The 16,142-nt window shown below is 64.5% G+C and carries 15 protein-coding genes; 5 read left to right on the top strand and 10 right to left on the bottom strand.

The window, feature by feature from the left end:
• Nucleotides 1-106: 106 nt before the first annotated feature.
• From ACVILH_RS08720 to ACVILH_RS08710, 3 genes are all read right to left on the bottom strand, one after another.
• On the bottom strand, nucleotides 107-1,435 hold the full coding sequence (locus ACVILH_RS08720) for a polyhydroxyalkanoate depolymerase (protein WP_456712522.1): 1,329 nt from the start codon (nucleotides 1,433-1,435) through the stop codon (nucleotides 107-109).
• Nucleotides 1,436-1,559: 124 nt separating this feature from the next.
• The gene (locus tag ACVILH_RS08715) at nucleotides 1,560-2,372 is read right to left on the bottom strand and encodes an ABC transporter permease (RefSeq protein ID WP_456712521.1); all 813 of its coding nucleotides are present in this window, start codon (nucleotides 2,370-2,372) and stop codon (nucleotides 1,560-1,562) included.
• Nucleotides 2,369-3,160: an ABC transporter ATP-binding protein gene (locus tag ACVILH_RS08710; protein WP_456712520.1), complete on the bottom strand. Its 792-nt coding sequence runs from the start codon at nucleotides 3,158-3,160 to the stop codon at nucleotides 2,369-2,371. The genes ACVILH_RS08715 and ACVILH_RS08710 overlap by 4 nt, the downstream gene beginning before the upstream one ends.
• Nucleotides 3,161-3,259: 99 nt before the next feature.
• Between ACVILH_RS08710 and ACVILH_RS08705 the strand changes: the two genes are divergently transcribed.
• Together ACVILH_RS08705 and ACVILH_RS08700 are read left to right on the top strand one after the other, a co-directional pair.
• Nucleotides 3,260-4,624: an ActS/PrrB/RegB family redox-sensitive histidine kinase gene (locus tag ACVILH_RS08705; protein ID WP_456712519.1), complete on the top strand. Its 1,365-nt coding sequence runs from the start codon at nucleotides 3,260-3,262 to the stop codon at nucleotides 4,622-4,624.
• Between the two features lie 157 nt (nucleotides 4,625-4,781).
• Nucleotides 4,782-5,336, top strand: coding sequence for an ActR/PrrA/RegA family redox response regulator transcription factor (locus ACVILH_RS08700; RefSeq protein WP_456712518.1), 555 nt, complete (start codon nucleotides 4,782-4,784; stop codon nucleotides 5,334-5,336).
• Nucleotides 5,337-5,352: 16 nt separating this feature from the next.
• Here the strand turns inward: ACVILH_RS08700 and ACVILH_RS08695 are convergent, their stop codons facing one another.
• Both ACVILH_RS08695 and ACVILH_RS08690 read right to left on the bottom strand, forming a co-directional pair.
• Entirely contained in the window at nucleotides 5,353-5,718 is a 366-nt protein-coding gene (locus ACVILH_RS08695) for a hypothetical protein (protein WP_456712517.1), read from the bottom strand.
• A gap of 233 nt (nucleotides 5,719-5,951) precedes the next feature.
• Nucleotides 5,952-6,434 (bottom strand): MmcB family DNA repair protein, encoded by a 483-nt coding sequence (locus ACVILH_RS08690; RefSeq protein ID WP_456712516.1) that lies wholly within the window; start codon nucleotides 6,432-6,434, stop codon nucleotides 5,952-5,954.
• A 122-nt stretch (nucleotides 6,435-6,556) separates the two neighbouring features.
• Here ACVILH_RS08690 and ACVILH_RS08685 point away from each other — a divergent pair, with 122 nt between their 5' ends.
• Nucleotides 6,557-8,266 carry an alpha-amylase family protein gene (locus ACVILH_RS08685; protein ID WP_456712515.1) on the top strand — a complete coding sequence of 570 codons (1,710 nt, stop codon included), beginning with the start codon at nucleotides 6,557-6,559 and terminating at the stop codon, nucleotides 8,264-8,266.
• Between the two features lie 318 nt (nucleotides 8,267-8,584).
• Here ACVILH_RS08685 and ACVILH_RS08680 read toward each other — a convergent pair whose 3' ends face one another.
• The 3 genes from ACVILH_RS08680 to ACVILH_RS08670 form a co-directional block, all read right to left on the bottom strand.
• Nucleotides 8,585-9,238, bottom strand: coding sequence for a nucleotidyl transferase AbiEii/AbiGii toxin family protein (locus tag ACVILH_RS08680; RefSeq protein ID WP_456712514.1), 654 nt, complete (start codon nucleotides 9,236-9,238; stop codon nucleotides 8,585-8,587).
• The gene (locus tag ACVILH_RS08675) at nucleotides 9,210-9,506 is read right to left on the bottom strand and encodes a hypothetical protein (protein ID WP_456712513.1); all 297 of its coding nucleotides are present in this window, start codon (nucleotides 9,504-9,506) and stop codon (nucleotides 9,210-9,212) included. The genes ACVILH_RS08680 and ACVILH_RS08675 overlap by 29 nt, the downstream gene beginning before the upstream one ends.
• A gap of 210 nt (nucleotides 9,507-9,716) precedes the next feature.
• On the bottom strand, nucleotides 9,717-11,315 hold the full coding sequence (locus ACVILH_RS08670; protein ID WP_456712512.1) for an alpha-amylase family glycosyl hydrolase: 1,599 nt from the start codon (nucleotides 11,313-11,315) through the stop codon (nucleotides 9,717-9,719).
• Between the two features lie 131 nt (nucleotides 11,316-11,446).
• On the opposite strand from ACVILH_RS08670, the gene ACVILH_RS08665 reads away from it, so the two are divergent.
• Nucleotides 11,447-12,115, top strand: a complete 669-nt coding sequence (locus ACVILH_RS08665) for an MBL fold metallo-hydrolase (RefSeq protein ID WP_456712511.1) — start codon at nucleotides 11,447-11,449, stop codon at nucleotides 12,113-12,115.
• 214 nt (nucleotides 12,116-12,329) lie between these two features.
• On the opposite strand, the gene ACVILH_RS08660 is transcribed toward ACVILH_RS08665, so the two are convergent.
• Entirely contained in the window at nucleotides 12,330-13,805 is a 1,476-nt protein-coding gene (locus ACVILH_RS08660) for an extracellular catalytic domain type 1 short-chain-length polyhydroxyalkanoate depolymerase (RefSeq protein WP_456716910.1), read from the bottom strand.
• 471 nt (nucleotides 13,806-14,276) lie between these two features.
• On the opposite strand from ACVILH_RS08660, the gene ACVILH_RS08655 reads away from it, so the two are divergent.
• Nucleotides 14,277-15,515 carry an LLM class flavin-dependent oxidoreductase gene (locus tag ACVILH_RS08655; RefSeq protein WP_456712510.1) on the top strand — a complete coding sequence of 413 codons (1,239 nt, stop codon included), beginning with the start codon at nucleotides 14,277-14,279 and terminating at the stop codon, nucleotides 15,513-15,515.
• 145 nt (nucleotides 15,516-15,660) lie between these two features.
• On the opposite strand, the gene ACVILH_RS08650 is transcribed toward ACVILH_RS08655, so the two are convergent.
• Entirely contained in the window at nucleotides 15,661-16,071 is a 411-nt protein-coding gene (locus ACVILH_RS08650; RefSeq protein WP_456712509.1) for a response regulator, read from the bottom strand.
• Nucleotides 16,072-16,142: the final 71 nt, after the last annotated feature.

The following is a 16,142-nucleotide window of genomic DNA, read 5'->3' as shown; positions in this document are numbered from 1 at the left end:
GACGCCACATTCACTGCTTGAGTCACTCCTGAAATCGAGTTTTCGAAGCCTCTTCAAAGAGTTAACGCGCAGTCGGATTCGACTGCGCAGAACCCTGGACTCGACGCTATTCAGCAGCAATCGCAAGCAGCGACTTGGGATCTGCTGCTGAGAGCATGAAGTCGTTGATGCGCGGCACGATCTCCGACTTGAATCGCGAGCCGTTGAACACGCCGTAATGACCGACACCCGGTTGCACGTAGTGAACCCGGCGATGATCCGGGATCGACGAGCACAACGCATGCGTCGCTTCGGTCTGACCAAGACCGGAGATGTCGTCCTTCTCGCCTTCGACCGTCATCAGCGCCACACGGGTCACCTTGGATGGATCGACCAGCGTGCCGCGGTGAGTCATCTCGCCCTTCGGCAGCGCGTGGCGGATGAATACCGTCTCGACCGTCTGCAAATAATATTCCGCAGCGAGGTCCATGACCGCGAGATACTCGTCGTAGAAGTCGCGGTGCTTGTCGACCTGGTCGCCGTCGCCCTTCACGAGGTTGGCGAACAGCGCCTTGTGGGCGTCGACGTGCCGGTCGAGGTTCATGCTGATGAACCCGTTGAGCTGCAGGAAGCCCGGATAGACGTCGCGCATCACGCCGGGATGCGGGAACGGCACCTTGGTGATGACGTGGTTGCGGAACCAGTCGATGCCGCGCTCCTGGGCGAGGTTGTTCACCGCCGTGGGGTTACGCCGCGTATCGATCGGGCCACCCATCAGGGTCATCGAAAGCGGTGCGAACGGATCGCGCTCGGCCTCCATCACCGACACCGCGGCGAGCACCGGCACCGCCGGCTGGCACACCGCCATGACATGCATGTTGGTGCCGAGGAAGCGCAGCATCTCGATGACGTAATCGATGTAGTCATCGAGGTCGAAACGGCCTTCGGCCAGTGGCACCATGCGCGCGTCCGACCAGTCGGTGATGTAGACCTCATGCGTCGGCAGGAACGCCTCGACCGTGCCGCGGAGAAGCGTCGCGTAATGGCCGGACATCGGCGCCACGATCAGGAGGCGCGGCTGCGGGGCGCGCAGCGGGCGCGTCAGCTTGCGATCGAAATACAGCAGACGGCAGAATGGCTTTTCCCAGATCGAGCGGACCTCGACCGGCGTCCTGACGCCGTTGACCTCGGTCTCATCGAGGCCCCATTCGGGCTTGCCGTAGCGGCGCGTGGTGCGCTCGAACAATTCGCAGGCCGCCGCGATCGACTTGCCCATCTCGGTGTGCGCCCACGGATTGAGCGGGTTCTGAAACAGGATCTTGGTGGCGTCGGTGACAGCGCGCGCCGGATTGAGCGAGGCATGCGCCATTTCGTACATCCAGTACATCGGCGTCGTCAGGACAGGACTGCCTTCCGACGCCAGGGGCGGTGCACCGCCAAACTCACCTATCGGCATTCTCGTTCGACCCTCTCTGCAGCGCAGCATACTGCCGAATGCGTAATTAAGCGTCAATGCGGTGCATTACGAGTTGGTGCCTCAAAGAAGCGAAATGAGCCCGAAAATCCACGGGAAAACGCAATTATTCACCCGACGACAGCAGCGAGCCGGCGCGGCGCGCGCTACGTAACAGAGCAATGAATGCCGCAAACGACGCCAACAGCAGGGCGGCATTGAGCCCGAGCGCGGTCAGCATCAGGTCGGTGCGGAAAACATGCTCGGTCAGCAGCGCGCGCATGCCCTCGAATACATAGGTCGGCGGCAGCGACCAGGCGACGAGTTGCAGCCAGTGCGGCAGCACCTGCACCGGATAATAGACGCAGGCGAGCGGCATCAGCGCGAACATCAGGGTCCAGACGATGCTCTCGGCGCCGAGCCCGTTGCGCAGCACGAGACCCGACACGAAGATGCCGACGGCCCAGGAGGTGAAGATCAGGTTGCAGAAGAACGCGATCAGCGGCAGGCCGAGGCTGTAGAAATTGAAGTCGAAGAACCACACCGCGATCAGGGTCATCGGGATGATGCCGATGGCGAGCCGGACCAGGCTCATCGTCATCAGCGACAGCAGGAATTCGATCGGGGTGAGCGGGCTCATCATCAGATTGCCGATGTTGCGCGCCCACATCTCCTCCAGGAAGGAGATCGAGAAGCCGAGCTGGCCGCGGAACAGGATGTCCCACAGGATGACGGCGCCGATCAGCGTGCCGCCGGCACGGGCGAAGAACCCGGCATTCGAGGCAATGTAAGTCTGCAGGAAGCCCCAGGTGATGATCTGCAGGGTCGGCCAGTACATCAGCTCCAGCAGCCGCGGCCAGGACGACAGCAGCAGATACCAGTAGCGCAGGACCATCGCGCCAATGCGATGCGGCGCGATGCGCAAGGACAGATCGTTCATTGGGCGGCCTCCCGGTCGCGGCCGCGGGCGACGTCGAGGAACACCTCCTCGAGCGTCGAGCGGTTGTAGCGCGCCATGATCTGGGCCGGGCTGTCATCGTCCTCGATCCGGCCGCGCTTCATGATGATGACGCGGTCGCAGAGCCGCTCGACCTCCAGCATGTTGTGCGAGGCGAGCAGAATGCTGGCGTTGCGGCGCTTGCGATAGCGCTCGAGATGGCCGCGCACCCAATCGGCGGTGTCCGGATCGAGCGAGGCGGTGGGCTCGTCGAGCAGCAGGAGCTCGGGATCATTGATCAGCGCCTTGGCGAGCGCAACACGCGTCTTCTGTCCGGCTGACAGCTTGCCGCTGGCGCGGTCGATGAAATCCGTGAGGTCGAGCTGCGCGGCGAGCTCGGCGATACGCTCCTTGAGATGGTCCACCGCATAGAGCCGGCCGAAGATGGTGAGGTTCTGCCGCACCGTGAGCCGCATCGGCATGTCGACATAGGGGCTCTCGAAATTCATCCGCCCGAGCACGGCGGCCGCCTCGTCCGGCATCTTGTGGCCGAGCACCTCGACGCTGCCGGAGGTCGGCTGCACCAGCCCCATGATCATCGCGATCGTCGTGGTCTTGCCCGCGCCATTGCCGCCGAGCAGCCCGGTGATGCTGCCACAGGGAATCGCGAACGAAATGCCGTCGACGGCCGTGGCCGTCTTGTAGATCTTGGTCAGGCGCGACACCGCTATCGCAGGCGAGCCTGAACCGGAAGCCGACGAAGGCGTCGGCGCTGCGTCATCTTGCGTCATGTCCTGGGTTCATTGAGGCATTGTGCCGCAAACCGCAACAGGCCACCAACGGCCGGGCCGATTTGTCGCCGCGCCTGCGCGGGTTTAAAGTTCCCAACCATGACCGAAGCCATCACCGATGCCCTGATCATCGACGCGCCCGATACGGATTATCGCCATCCGCGCCAGCGCGTCCGGCTCGACACCATCCTGCGGCTGCGCTGGCTCGCGGCGCTCGGGCAGCTCAGCGCGATCTTCATCGTCGTGCAGGGGCTGGAGTTCGACCTGCCTGTCGTCCCCTGCCTCGCCGTCATCAGCATCTCGGCGCTGCTCAATCTCGGCCTGCAGATCGCCTTCAACCCGATGCAACTGCTGGAGCCGTCGCATGCCGGCGGCCTGCTCGCGCTCAACATCATCGAGCTGACGGTGCTGCTCTATCTCACCGGCGGGCTGGAAAATCCGTTCTCCTACATGTTCCTGGCGCCGGTGCTGATCGCAGCGACCGCCCTGCCCGTGCGCTTGACGATCATGCTCGGGCTGCTTGCGGTGGCCTGCGCCACCGCTTTGTTCTTCATGCATCTGCCGCTGCCCTGGGAGGGCGAGGAGCCGCTGATCTTTCCGCCGATCTATCTGTTCGGCGTCTGGCTCTCGATCGCGCTCGCGATCGGCGTCACCAGCCTCTACGCCTTCCAGGTCACCGAGGAGGCGCGCAAGCTGTCGGATGCGCTCGCCGCCACCGAGCTGGTGCTGGCGCGCGAGCAGCATCTCACCCAGCTCGACGGCCTCGCCGCGGCAGCCGCGCATGAGCTCGGCACGCCGCTCGCCACCATCGTGCTGATCTCGCGCGAATTGGAGCGGGCGTTGCAGGACAACAGCCAGGTCACGTCCGACATCAAGACCTTGCGCGAGCAGGCCCAGCGCTGCCGCGATATCCTCGGCAAGATCACCCAGCTCTCGTCGACCGGCTCGATGTTCGACCGGATGAAGCTGTCGACCTTGATCGAGGAGACCGTCGCGCCGCACCGCGACTTCGGCGTCGAGATCAAGGTCCGCGTCGCCGTGGCCGCCGCCAAGGAGCCGGTCGGCACCCGCAATCCGGCAATCCTCTACGGCGTCGGCAACATCCTCGAAAACGCGGTCGACTTCGCCCGCGACACGGTCGAGGTGAATGCCTGGTGGAATAACGACGTCGTCGAGCTGGTGATCTCCGACGATGGACCGGGCTTCGCCCCTGATATCGTGAAGCGGATCGGCCAGCCTTATCTGTCGCGCCGGCGCAGCGGCGAGGATGGCCAGGGGGGTACCCAGGGCGGCGGCTTGGGGCTCGGCGTGTTCATCGCCCGCACCTTGCTGGAGCGCACCGGCGCCAAGGTCTCTTTCAGCAATCGCACCTTTCCGGACCACGGCGCCGTTGTCCAGATCTCCTGGCCCCGGCGGCGCTTCGAGGCCAGCGAGGACGGCGGGGAGGCGAAGCCGGACGCATGAACGGCACCCGCGCTGGTATACAGAGCTGGGCGCGCCTGCGCGGCGTCACGCCGCAGACTGCGGCAACCCGCGATCTTGGCAGCGCCGGACCGGCAGACCATATGATGCTGACACAGATCGTCTCGTAGCCATCGAGCCTTCTCCTGAGGATATGACCGTGGGCGCCATCGCCGAACTGACGAATCACCCGGACCGCTCCCTTCTCATCGTCGAGGACGACAAGCCATTCCTGGAGCGGCTGTCGCGCGCCATGGAAACCCGCGGCTTTACCGTCACGTCCTGCGAGAGCGTGGCCGAAGGCATTTCCGAGATCGGCAAGGCAGCCCCGGCCTTCGCCGTGGTCGACCTGCGGCTCGGTGACGGCAACGGGCTCGAAGTCGTGTCGGCGCTCAAGCGCAAGCGCCCCGAGGCCCGCGCCATCGTGCTGACCGGCTACGGCAACATCGCCACCGCCGTGACCGCTGTGAAGATGGGCGCCGTCGACTATCTGGCGAAGCCCGCGGATGCCGACGACGTCGTCGCGGCGCTGCTGGCGACCACCAGCGAGAAGTCCGAGCTGCCGTCGAACCCGATGTCGGCCGACCGCGTGCGCTGGGAGCACATCCAGCGCATCTACGAGATGTGCAACCGCAACGTCTCGGAAACCGCGCGCCGCCTCAACATGCACCGCCGCACCCTGCAGCGCATCCTGGCGAAGCGCGCGCCGAAATAGGCGCGCCAGCCTCATTTCAATGCGACTTCACGAACGCCTGCAGCGCATGGAAAACCGTGCGGCGCTGGTTACGGCTGCACCAGTTGCGCATCCAGCTGTCCATCTCGGTGAGATCGAGCTTGATCTGCATGCCCTCGTCGCCGCGCGCGGCGTTGACCGCCGAGACGTAGCCCATCATCCATTGCTGATATTTGGAGATGGCGTTGACATAGGGCCCGTCGGGATTGCCGATCGCCTTATAGGTGCCCGGCGGCTGCTCCTCGGCGGCGGCGATGAAGCGCTCGCAGGAATCCGCGCCCACGCCAATGACGTAGAACGCCATTTCCTCTGCGTGAAGCTGCGTCGCAAACAGCAATGTCATCGCCAAGACCAGCCAACGCATCGCCCGTCCCTGTCTGCACCCCTGGGCTGGATACCGTTCGAACGTTAAGATTGTTCCGGATTGTTGCGCCCCATGCGGGGCAATTGTCGGGCAAAGCTGCGAAATGAATCCGCCGGCGAGGTCTGTATCGTCTTACAAGACGACAAAGCCTCATTCTCGGGCACAAATCGTCCGGGACGGTATCATGTGCCTGATAAGGGAATCGACCGATTGCGAGGCGCGGCCCGCCACCATCAATCGCCGAGATGGCCTTGCGGGTCGATCAGCCGGCTCATGCGCTGGGCGGCCGCGAGCGCGAAGCGGACCGTCATCAGCTTGCGCGTCGGGGCCGGCAGCTTGTGCTCGGGCGCCTCGCAATGCAGATGGGCGCCATAGGCGTCCGCCACGATCAGCCCGGTGCTCTGCGGAAACAGCTCGCAGGGCAAGTCCTGCGTGAAGGCGAAGAACAGCCGGTCGCAATGGAGGCGATACTCCTCCCATTTGTGATCGGCGCGCAGATCCTCCAGCGACGACTTGATCTCGACGATCCAGATCTCGCCACGCTCGTTCAGCGCCACGAGATCGGCGCGCCGGCCCGACGGCAGCGGCAGCTCGCTGATGGTGGCGAAGCCCAGCGAGCGCAGCAGCCGCGAGGTGCCGCGCGCGATCGCCAGCGCCGTCTCCGACTGGCGGCGGTCGACGGGGACGAGGCTGATCCTGGCGGCGGAGGATTCCATCGCCACAGCATAGCCGATTCTGAAAGCCGCCCAAGCACGCTTTGCGCGGGGAACCGGAACCCGGCGCCGGCCTTCCGCTTAACAAGCGGCCGCTGACTGGGCGGCGCAACGGAGCGCCGTCCATGATCGATGATCTCTGGTACAAGAACGCCGTGTTCTACTGCCTGTCGGTCGGCACCTATATGGACGCTGACGGCGACGGCATCGGCGACTTCAAAGGCCTGACGCGCCGGCTGGATTACTTGCATGGTCTCGGCATCACCGCGATCTGGCTGATGCCGTTCCAGCCGTCACCACAGCGCGACGACGGCTATGATGTGGCCGACTACTACAATGTCGATCCGCGCTACGGCACGCTCGGCGATTTCGTGCAGTTCACCCATGGCTGCCAGCAGCGCGGCATCCGCGTGATCATCGACCTCGTGGTCAACCACACCTCCGACCAGCATCCGTGGTTTCTCGATGCCCGCAGCTCGAAGGACTCGCGCTACCGCGACTGGTATGTCTGGTCGGACAAGAAGCCGGCCAATGCCGACAAGGGGATGGTGTTTCCCGGCGTGCAGAAGACGACCTGGACGCGCGACAAAGAGGCCGGCGCGTACTACTTCCATCGCTTCTACGATTTCCAGCCCGATCTCAACACGGCCAATCCGGAGGTGCAGGCCGAGATCCTGAAGATCATGGGCTTCTGGATCCAGCTCGGCGTCTCCGGCTTTCGCATGGACGCGGTGCCGTTCGTGATCGCGACCAAGGGCGCCGATATCAAGAAGCCGGTCGAGCAATACGATATGCTCCGCACCTTCAGGGAATTCCTGCAATGGCGTCAGGGCGAGGCGATCATTCTGGCCGAGGCCAATGTGCTGCCCGAAACCGACATGGAGTATTTCGGCGACGACGGCGACCGCATGCAGATGATGTTCAACTTCCACGTCAACCAGCATCTGTTCTATGCGCTCGCCGCCTGCGACGTCAGGCCGCTGGCGAAGGCGCTGCAGGCGACCAAGCCGCGTCCGGCCTCGGCGCAATGGGGCCTGTTCCTGCGCAATCACGACGAACTCGATCTCGGGCGGCTGACGAAGCAGCAGCGCGACGCGGTGTTCGCGGCATTCGGGCCGGACAAGAGCATGCAGCTCTACGACCGCGGCATTCGCCGCCGCCTGGCGCCGATGCTCGGCGGCGATCGCCGTCGCATCGAGCTCGCCTACAGCCTGATGTTCACCCTGCCCGGCACGCCCGTCATCCGCTACGGCGACGAGCTCGCGATGGGCGACGATCTCAGCCTGCCTGAGCGCAACTGCGCGCGCACGCCGATGCAATGGTCGACCGAGCCGCATGGCGGCTTCACCAAGAGCGAAACCTCTGTTTCGCCTGTCATCGATCACGGCCCCTATGGCTATGACCATGTCAACGCCGCCAAACAGCGCCGCGATCCCAATTCGATGCTGAACTGGACCGAGCGCATCATCCGCATGCGCAAGGAGGTGCCGGAGATCGGCTGGGGCAACTTTGCCGTCATCGCGACCAAGGACCCCGCCGTGCTGATCATGCGCTACGATTGGCGCAACAATTCGGTGCTGATCGTGCACAATCTCGACGAGAAGCCGCGCGAGATCAGCTTCGACGTGGGCCTGCCCGACGACACCGGCAAGCTGCTGATCAATCTGCTCTCGGAAGATCACAGCCACGCCGACGAAAGCGGCCGCCATACTTTGGTGCTGGAGCCCTATGGCTACCGCTGGTACCGCATCGGCGGCCTGGACTATCTGCTGCGGCGGAGCGACATCGAGACGGAGAGCCCGGTGAAGAAGGTAAAGAAGCTGCGACGGCGATGAGCGCAGCAAGCACACGACCACAACGTATGAGTTGATCACTCGGCATCATCAAACTCGGTGTCGTCCCGGGCTGGACCCGGCACCCATAACCACAGGCCGTCATGTGGCGAGGACTCGGAGTTGCCAGCCTGCCTCAAACGCCTCCCTGTGAGTATGGGTCCCGGGTCAAGCCCGGGACGACACTGAGGGTGAGGCGCCGCCATCGAGCAACAATGGCCGGCTACGACACACCTCGCCGGATCACCACGCCTTCATGGCCGCGCAGATCCACAACACGCACCTGGCAGCTGAACATTTCGGCCCGCGGGATCTGTCACTTCAACCTGGCTCGGCTTCCTTCTTCTGCACGAGACTCGAAATCTCCGCGAGAGCCTGCAAGGCCAATTCGCAGGCGTCGTCAATGAACGTCTCGCCGCGTGGGGTGGCATTGATGACCCCCCGCATGTCGGACTGAAATTGGTGCCTGGCGAGATTGAGCCGGTTCTTCGCAGAGGAGACGACCGCTCCGGTGATGGCCGGAGACTGCGCAATCTGGGCCAGCGCCCGGCGGTCATAGTGATAGACCGCAGCGAGGTCGAACGCATCGCGCGCGGTGTACGTCGATGCGCGGTAGATCAGCTTCTTGGTTATGATCTCCGCCGGCCGCTCTGCGGGGATGACGCGCTCGCCAATGCTCAACGGGTAGGTCGGGTCATCAGTATAGGTGGGTGCGTTCAGAAAGTCGATCTCGCCGACGTCCCGCAATATCAGCTTCAGGTACTTCCCCGGCCATTGCCACGTGTCGCAGAGCGCCTTCGTGATAGCGTTCATGTTGGGCGCGAGGCGCTTCAGCGCGGCGCTCGAGTCCAGAAAGATGTCGACGTCGTAACTGACGCGATGATCGAAGCTCTGCGCGAGCGCCGTGCCGCCGCCGAACGTCCAGGCCCCGGGGCCGCCCTCCAGACTATCGAGCGCGAGCAGCGCCTTCTGCATGAGGTCTTGCCATCTCGAAGGCCGCCATTTCCCTGACCCATCTTTCATTCTCGGCCCCCGCGACGTGCCAAATGTCGATTGCCCTCGATAGATCTTCGAACGTCACGGCCTTGTCGAGGACAAGTTGATGGATGACGGAAACGTCGATCTCGTCAAAGAACGCCTGCACGTGGACGCGCCATTTCGGCTCGGGCGTCTTCGCCTTGAGGCAGGCCAGCAACGTCGGCTCGTCGATGCGGACCGGCAGTGGCGTATTGATCGTGGTCACGGCTGCCGTGACACTGTCCAACGTCCTTTGCGGCATTGCCGTTACCAAGCTCCGGGCATCCTTTTGACACTTGTATCACGAAGTTCATTGCGGAGACCTGAAATCCTCCGCTTGAACCGCGGATATGGCGCCGTTGTCGGCACACGTCAACGGCGTCGGCCCCTCCCGGACAACACCGGATGTGACGGAGCAGCGAGATCTCCGACTTTGCTACACCGCCCGCCCGATCACCACACCCTCATTACCGCGCAGATCCAGCGTGCCGTCGATGCGCTCGCCATCGCGGTCGAGCCAGGTCGAGAGCAGAATCGCGCCGTCGAGGCCTGATCCTTCTGTGGCGATCGAGACCGGCTCGTCGCCGAGATTGAGCGCGATCGTCAAGACTTCGCCGTCGCCCTCGCGGCGGTAGAGCAGCAGATCGCCTTGCGCGGCGACCGGGCGATAGCTGCCGCTCACGAGCAGGCGATGCGCCTTCCGCAGCCGGATCAGGGCACGGTAGAGATTGAGGATGGAGCGCCGGTCGGCTGTGAGATTGACGACGTTCTCGCGCGTGTAATCATCCGCCACCGGCAGCCACGGCGACGCATTCGTAAAGCCCGCTCCCGGCAGCGCGCTCCACTGCATCGGGGTGCGGCAGCCGTCGCGGCCGACGCCGATGCCCGGCACATTCTTCTCGAACGGGTCGCGCACCTGCTCTGGCGAGATCGCCACCTGATGCATGCCGATCTCGTCGCCGTAATACAGTGTCGGCGTGCCGCGCAAGGTCAGCAACAGCATCGCCGCGACCCGGGCCTGGTCTTCGCCGACACGGCTCGCCACCCGCGGCCGGTCGTGATTGCCGAGCACCCAGTTCGGCCACGCCCCCGTCGGCAGCGCCGCCTCGTAGTCGGCGATGATGGTCTCGATCTCGCGGGCATGCCAGGGCGCCGAAAGCAGCGCGAAGTTGAATGGCAGGTGCGCGCCGCCGAGATCCTTGCCGTAATAGGTCATGAGCCGCTCCAGCGGCAGATAGATCTCGCCGATCAGCACGCGATCATCGAACTCGTCCATGACAGCGCGCATCTCCGCGACGACTTCGTGCACCTCCGGCTGATCGGCGGAATAGCGCGAGATGATCTGCTCGTGCGGCGGCCGGCCGCCGTGATAGTCGGGATTGGCCGGGTTGTCGCGAAACTCCGCGTCCTTGATCAGGTGCCAGATCACGTCCACGCGAAAGCCGTCGACGCCCTTGCGGAGCCAGAACCTCATGACGTTGTAGATCGCCGCCCGCACCGCCGGATTGCGCCAGTTGAGGTCCGGCTGCTGCGCCAGGAAGGCGTGATAGTAATACTGGCCTGTCCCGGAATCGAACTGCCACGCACTGCCGCCGAACTCCGACAGCCAGTTGTTCGGCGGCCCGCCATCATCCGCCGGATCACGCCAGATGTACCAGTCGCGATGCGGATCGTCGCGCGATTGCCGCGCCTGCAGAAACCACGGATGCTGGTCGGAGGTGTGGTTCGGCACGAGGTCGAGGATCACCTTGAGTCCACCCTCATGCGCGGCCTTCACCAGCGCGTCGAAATCCTCCATCGTGCCGAACAGGGGATCGATGCCGGTGTAGTCGGCGATGTCATAGCCGAAATCGGCCATCGGCGAGGTGAAGATCGGCGACAGCCAGATCGCGTCGACGCCGAGCGTCATCAGATAGGGCAGACGGTGGATGATGCCGGTGAGGTCGCCGACCCCGTCGCCGTCGCTGTCCTGGAACGAGCGCGGATAGATCTGGTAGAAAATCCCCTCGCGCCACCAGGCGCCCTGCTCCGCCATCTCGAACCGCTTTCTGCTCGCAACCGTGCGGCCCAACGCAGGAACCGGCGGCAGGTTCACACCGCGGCCCGCGCCACCCGCCAACAGACTTTTTCGCTTGGCGCATTGCGAAAAATCGGCATGCTGGCGGCATGAGCGAGCCAAACCAGACCAAGGCCAAGGCCGGCGCGATGATCGTGCCCGTCACGCCATTTGAGCAGAACTGCACCATCCTGTGGTGCGAGGCCACCAAGAAGGCGATCGTGATCGATCCCGGCGGCGACGTGCCGAACATCCAGGCGGCGATCGCGCAAGCCAATGTCACCGTGGAGAAGATCTGGCTGACGCATGGCCATATCGATCACGTCGGTGGGGCCGCCGATCTGCGCGATGCGTTGAAGGTGCCGATCGAGGGCCCTCATATCGCCGACAAGTTCCTGCTCGACAACGTCGTCGAGAGCGGCAAGCGGTTCGGCATCACGGGCGTGCGCGACGTCACGCCGGACCGCTGGCTTGCAGAAGGCGACACCGTCGAAATCGGCGAGCTCGTGTTCGATATCCTGCATTGCCCGGGACATTCGCCAGGCAGCGTCGTGTTCTTCAACAAACAGATGCGCTTCGCCCATGTCGGCGACGTGCTGTTCAACGGCTCGGTCGGCCGCACCGACCTGCCCGGCGGCAGCCATGAGACCTTGATCAGCTCGATCAAGGACAAGCTGCTGCCGCTCGGCGACGACATCGGCTTCATCTGCGGCCACGGCGCCGGCTCGAGCTTCGGCCAGGAGCGGATGACCAACCCGTTCCTGACAGGCATGGCCTGAGGTTTGCTCGAAAGCTGAGCCCCCCCCTCACCTCTCCCGAAGGGAGAGGTCGGATGGCATCGCCAGATGCCATCCGGGTGAGGGGTTACAGTGCCTCGATGTCGCGAGCCCCCTCACCCGGCGCTGCGCGCCGACTTCCCCCGACGGGGAGAAGTAAAGGGAGAGCGCGCCTTGGGGCTTCGACGCGGCTCGCATCACCCGGCGGGAATGCGGATCACTTGAGACCGGCGGCCTTCAGCGCGCGGTCGATCACGGCGGCGACGTCGATGACGCGTCGGCGCTTCGACTCCGGGGCCGGCGCGGCGGGAATCGGTGGGGCCTTCACCACAACGACCGGCGATGGATCGGCCGGCGTCATGTCGATGGCTTTGGCCACCACGGGCTTGGCCACGGGCGGCTTCACCTCGGCGGGCGCGTCAGCCGGCACTGCGCTCAGCGCCTTGATCTCGCTCGGCGCTGGCGTAGCGCTGGACGACTCGGCCTTGCGCTTCGGCGGCCTTGCCGCGGAGCTGTTCGGCTTGGCGCGCGCAGGCCGCGGTCGTGCAGGCTTGGCGGGCTCGGGCGCGGCCTCCGTCGGCTCTGCGGCGCGCGCATCGTCAGGCCGGCGCAGGATCTTCGTCAGCGCCGGCAGCGCCGAGATCGGCGACACCTCGGGAATGAGCTTGGTGCTCGGCGATGTCACCGCCGGCTTCGGCTGCCGGATCCAATCGGTGACGCCGAAGAACTTTGCGATCAGATAGGATGAGGAGATGCCGGCCTCGAGCAGGAACGGCCCCGCCTTGCCATAGCGCTTGTCGTTGGCGGCGATTCCGATCGGCGTGCCATGCGCCATGTTGGTGATGGTATAGGATTCGACCATCGTCTCGCCGTCGGCATTCCACCACTGCTCATGCGGATAGCCGTTCACATTGTTCGCGGCCATCGGCGCCAACGGCAGATGATGCAAATCGAGCCACTGCTTGACGATCTCGCCGGCATTGTCGGGATGCACCGTATAGTCGGCGGTGCCGTGCCACACCGACAGCTTCGGCCATTTGCCGCGATGGTTGGAGGCGCGGCGCACGAGATCGCCGAGCTCGCCGGCGGGGCGCGCCGGCGGCATCCGCATCTGCAGGATGGCGTCGCGCATATTGCGCGCGGCGCCGAACGGCAGGCCGGCGATGACGGCGCCGGCCGCGAACAAATCTGGATGCGCCGACAGCATCGCCATGGTCATCGCACCGCCGGCTGAAAGCCCGGTGACGAAGATCCGCCTCTCGTCGATGGCGCAGTCGGCCACCATGCGCGCGATCATCTCGCGGATCGAGCCGACCTCGCCCTGGCCGCGGGTGATGTCCTCGGACTGAAACCAGTTGAAGCAGCGCTGCGGATTGTTGATGCGCTGCTGCTCCGGCATCAAGAGCGCGAAGCCGAAATGCTTGGCGAGCGTCGACCAGCCGGCGCCGAGATCATACTCCGCCGCGCTCTGTCCGCAGCCATGCAGCACGACCACGACCGGCAGCAGCGGCTGGCGCTGCGCCGGCACATAGGCAAACATCTTCAGCCGGCCGGGATTGCTGCCGAAGCTCTCGACCTCGATCAGCGGACACTCCGGCGCGGGGCGCGCCTGACCCTGCAGGTCACCGAAGACGGAGATCCCCTTCAGCTCGCGCAGCCGTCGCAAATACTCAACATTCTCGGCGAGGGACAACGGCGGCTCCTTGGCAGTCTCGTCTTCAGCAGTCACGTCTTCAGTTCAGCTCGGATCAAACTCCACCATCACCCAGATGGTTGCTGCAGCGCAAAAGAAAAAGCCCGCGCGAACGCGGACGTCGGCAATTTGATTGCGAATTTCGCGCTTGCTGCGATCAAAATGCCACGCGGAGGCGGCGTTTCACGCAGTCCTCACCGAAATGCGACCCTGACACGGCCGAAATCGCGGAGAGCGTGAGCACGGCCAACGACGCAACTGCTGTCCGCCGATCGCAGCAAGTTGGACGCCTCAATCCCGTTCGCGAATCGCGATCCCACCTCGGAGTGTGCGCAGCCACCCCCGAACAGTAAACAACAAATGGCAGGCATGCACCGCTCACCGCGGAGCACGAAGAAGATTGCCTGCGCACGAGGCGGCAATTAGCCTGACCGACAAGCAACAACGATATTCCATTCGGGAGAAAACTATATGGCGCGGCTCAAATTCGGCGCATTCCTCGCTCCGCATCATCCGATCGGCGAGCACCCGATGCTGCAATTCCGCCGCGACCTCGATCTCGTCTCGCAGCTCGACGAGCTCGGCTATGACGAGTTCTGGTGCGGTGAGCATCATTCGAGCGGCTGGGAGATGATCGCCTCGCCCGAGATGTTCCTCGCCGCCGCCGGCGAGCGCACCAAGCGCATCAAGCTCGGCACCGGCGTGATCTCATTGCCCTATCATCATCCCTACAATGTCGCGCAGCGCATGGTGCAGCTCGACCACATGACCGGCGGTCGCGCCATCTTCGGCTCCGGCCCCGGCGCGCTGGCCTCCGATGCGCATACGCTCGGCATCGATCCAATGACGCAGCGTGACCGCCAGGATGAGGCGATCGCGATCATCCGCCGCCTGTTCAACGGCGAGCGCGTCACCGCCAAGAGCGACTGGTTCACGATGAACGACGCGGCGCTGCAGATCCTGCCCTTGCAGGAGGAGATGCCGTTCGTCGTGGCGTCGCAGATCTCGCCGTCGGGCATGACGCTCGCCGGCAAATACGGCATCGGCATCATCTCGCTCGGCTCGATGTCGACGCAGGGCCTGATGGCGCTGCCGCAGCAATGGGAGTTCGCCGAGGACGCCGCGAAGAAGCACGGCACCACCGTGAGCCGGGCCAATTGGCGCGTGCTGCTGTCGTGGCACATCGCAGAGACCCGCGAGCAGGCCCGCCGCGAGGCCGGGCCTGGGCTGATGCGCTGGCACAACGAGTATACGGTGGGCACGTTGATGCGGCCCGGGCTGAAGCCGTTCTCGTCGCCGGACGAGGCCGTCGACAAGACCGCCTTCGTCGAGGGCGCGGCCTCGACGATCGGCACGCCCGACGATCTCGTCAAGACGATCAAGAACCTGATGCAGGTGTCCGGCGGCGTGGGCGCCATCATCGGCTTCGTGCACGACTGGGCCAATCCGGAGAACACGCGGCGGAGTTGGGACATGGTCGCGCGCTACGTCGTGCCGGAGATCAACGGCTATATCGACGGACTGCGCCGCTCGCAGACATTCGTCATCGAGAACCGCGCCATCTTCGAGCGCGCGGGCCAGGCGGTGATGGCCAAGATCATGGACAACGACAAGGCCGCCGCGGCGCTGTCGCAGACCGGCCCGGGACGGATTGCGATTCCGGCCGTCAATGCGCCGGACCTCCAGGAGGCGGCGAAACGCAGAGGGTGAAAAAGAACGTAGGGGCGGATGAGCGCAAGCGTAATCCGCCGCGTCCGGCGATGTCGGATGTCGCTGTCTCTTAAGATATACGAATGGCGAGAGCCCGCGCTCGTCGGCGGATTACGCTTGCGCTAATCCGCCCTACGCAGCGCTACTACCTCACCGCTGCAACCAGCCGCTCGCACTCGGCAAGCGTCGCGATCTGCTTCAGCGTCTCGCGCAGCGCCGGCAGGTTGACCGGCTTCTGGAATTGCGGATAGACGACAAGCCCGAGCACGGTGGCGAGACGGACATGCTCCTCGCGGGTGCCATCCTCGGCGCCGCTGATGAAGATCACCGGCGTGCGTATCTTTAACTCATTGAGCAGCAGCAGGATGTCGGCGCCGCAGCGGTCGCCGAGCGACAGATCCAGCGTGATGCAGTCGAACGTCTTCTCGCGCAGCACCTCGGCGGCCGCCTCGACCGAGGTCACGCAGGTCGCCTCATAGCCGCATTGCGCGGCGATCTTGCGCAAAATCGAGAGATGCACCTCGGCATCCTCGATCACCAGCAACTGATTGCTCATGGTCCTGCCCCGTTGCCTGTTTGCCAGAGCTGAAAATCGGGCCGTTGGTAGACCGGGCGAATGGCCGCGCG

Source organism: Bradyrhizobium sp. USDA 4353, assembly GCF_054063215.1.
Note: the sequence above shows the minus strand (reverse complement) of the source record. Positions and strands in the feature narration are given on the sequence as shown.

Coding starts and splice junctions, on each gene's coding strand:
- ACVILH_RS08720 (WP_456712522.1), bottom strand. CDS start 1,435: ATGCCGATAGGTGAGTTTGGCGGTGCACCGCCCCTGGCGTCGGAAGGC.
- ACVILH_RS08715 (WP_456712521.1), bottom strand. CDS start 2,372: ATGAACGATCTGTCCTTGCGCATCGCGCCGCATCGCATTGGCGCGATG.
- ACVILH_RS08710 (WP_456712520.1), bottom strand. CDS start 3,160: ATGACGCAAGATGACGCAGCGCCGACGCCTTCGTCGGCTTCCGGTTCA.
- ACVILH_RS08705 (WP_456712519.1), top strand. CDS start 3,260: ATGACCGAAGCCATCACCGATGCCCTGATCATCGACGCGCCCGATACG.
- ACVILH_RS08695 (WP_456712517.1), bottom strand. CDS start 5,718: ATGCGTTGGCTGGTCTTGGCGATGACATTGCTGTTTGCGACGCAGCTT.
- ACVILH_RS08690 (WP_456712516.1), bottom strand. CDS start 6,434: ATGGAATCCTCCGCCGCCAGGATCAGCCTCGTCCCCGTCGACCGCCGC.
- ACVILH_RS08685 (WP_456712515.1), top strand. CDS start 6,557: ATGATCGATGATCTCTGGTACAAGAACGCCGTGTTCTACTGCCTGTCG.
- ACVILH_RS08680 (WP_456712514.1), bottom strand. CDS start 9,238: ATGCAGAAGGCGCTGCTCGCGCTCGATAGTCTGGAGGGCGGCCCCGGG.
- ACVILH_RS08670 (WP_456712512.1), bottom strand. CDS start 11,315: ATGGCGGAGCAGGGCGCCTGGTGGCGCGAGGGGATTTTCTACCAGATC.
- ACVILH_RS08665 (WP_456712511.1), top strand. CDS start 11,447: ATGAGCGAGCCAAACCAGACCAAGGCCAAGGCCGGCGCGATGATCGTG.
- ACVILH_RS08655 (WP_456712510.1), top strand. CDS start 14,277: ATGGCGCGGCTCAAATTCGGCGCATTCCTCGCTCCGCATCATCCGATC.
- ACVILH_RS08650 (WP_456712509.1), bottom strand. CDS start 16,071: ATGAGCAATCAGTTGCTGGTGATCGAGGATGCCGAGGTGCATCTCTCG.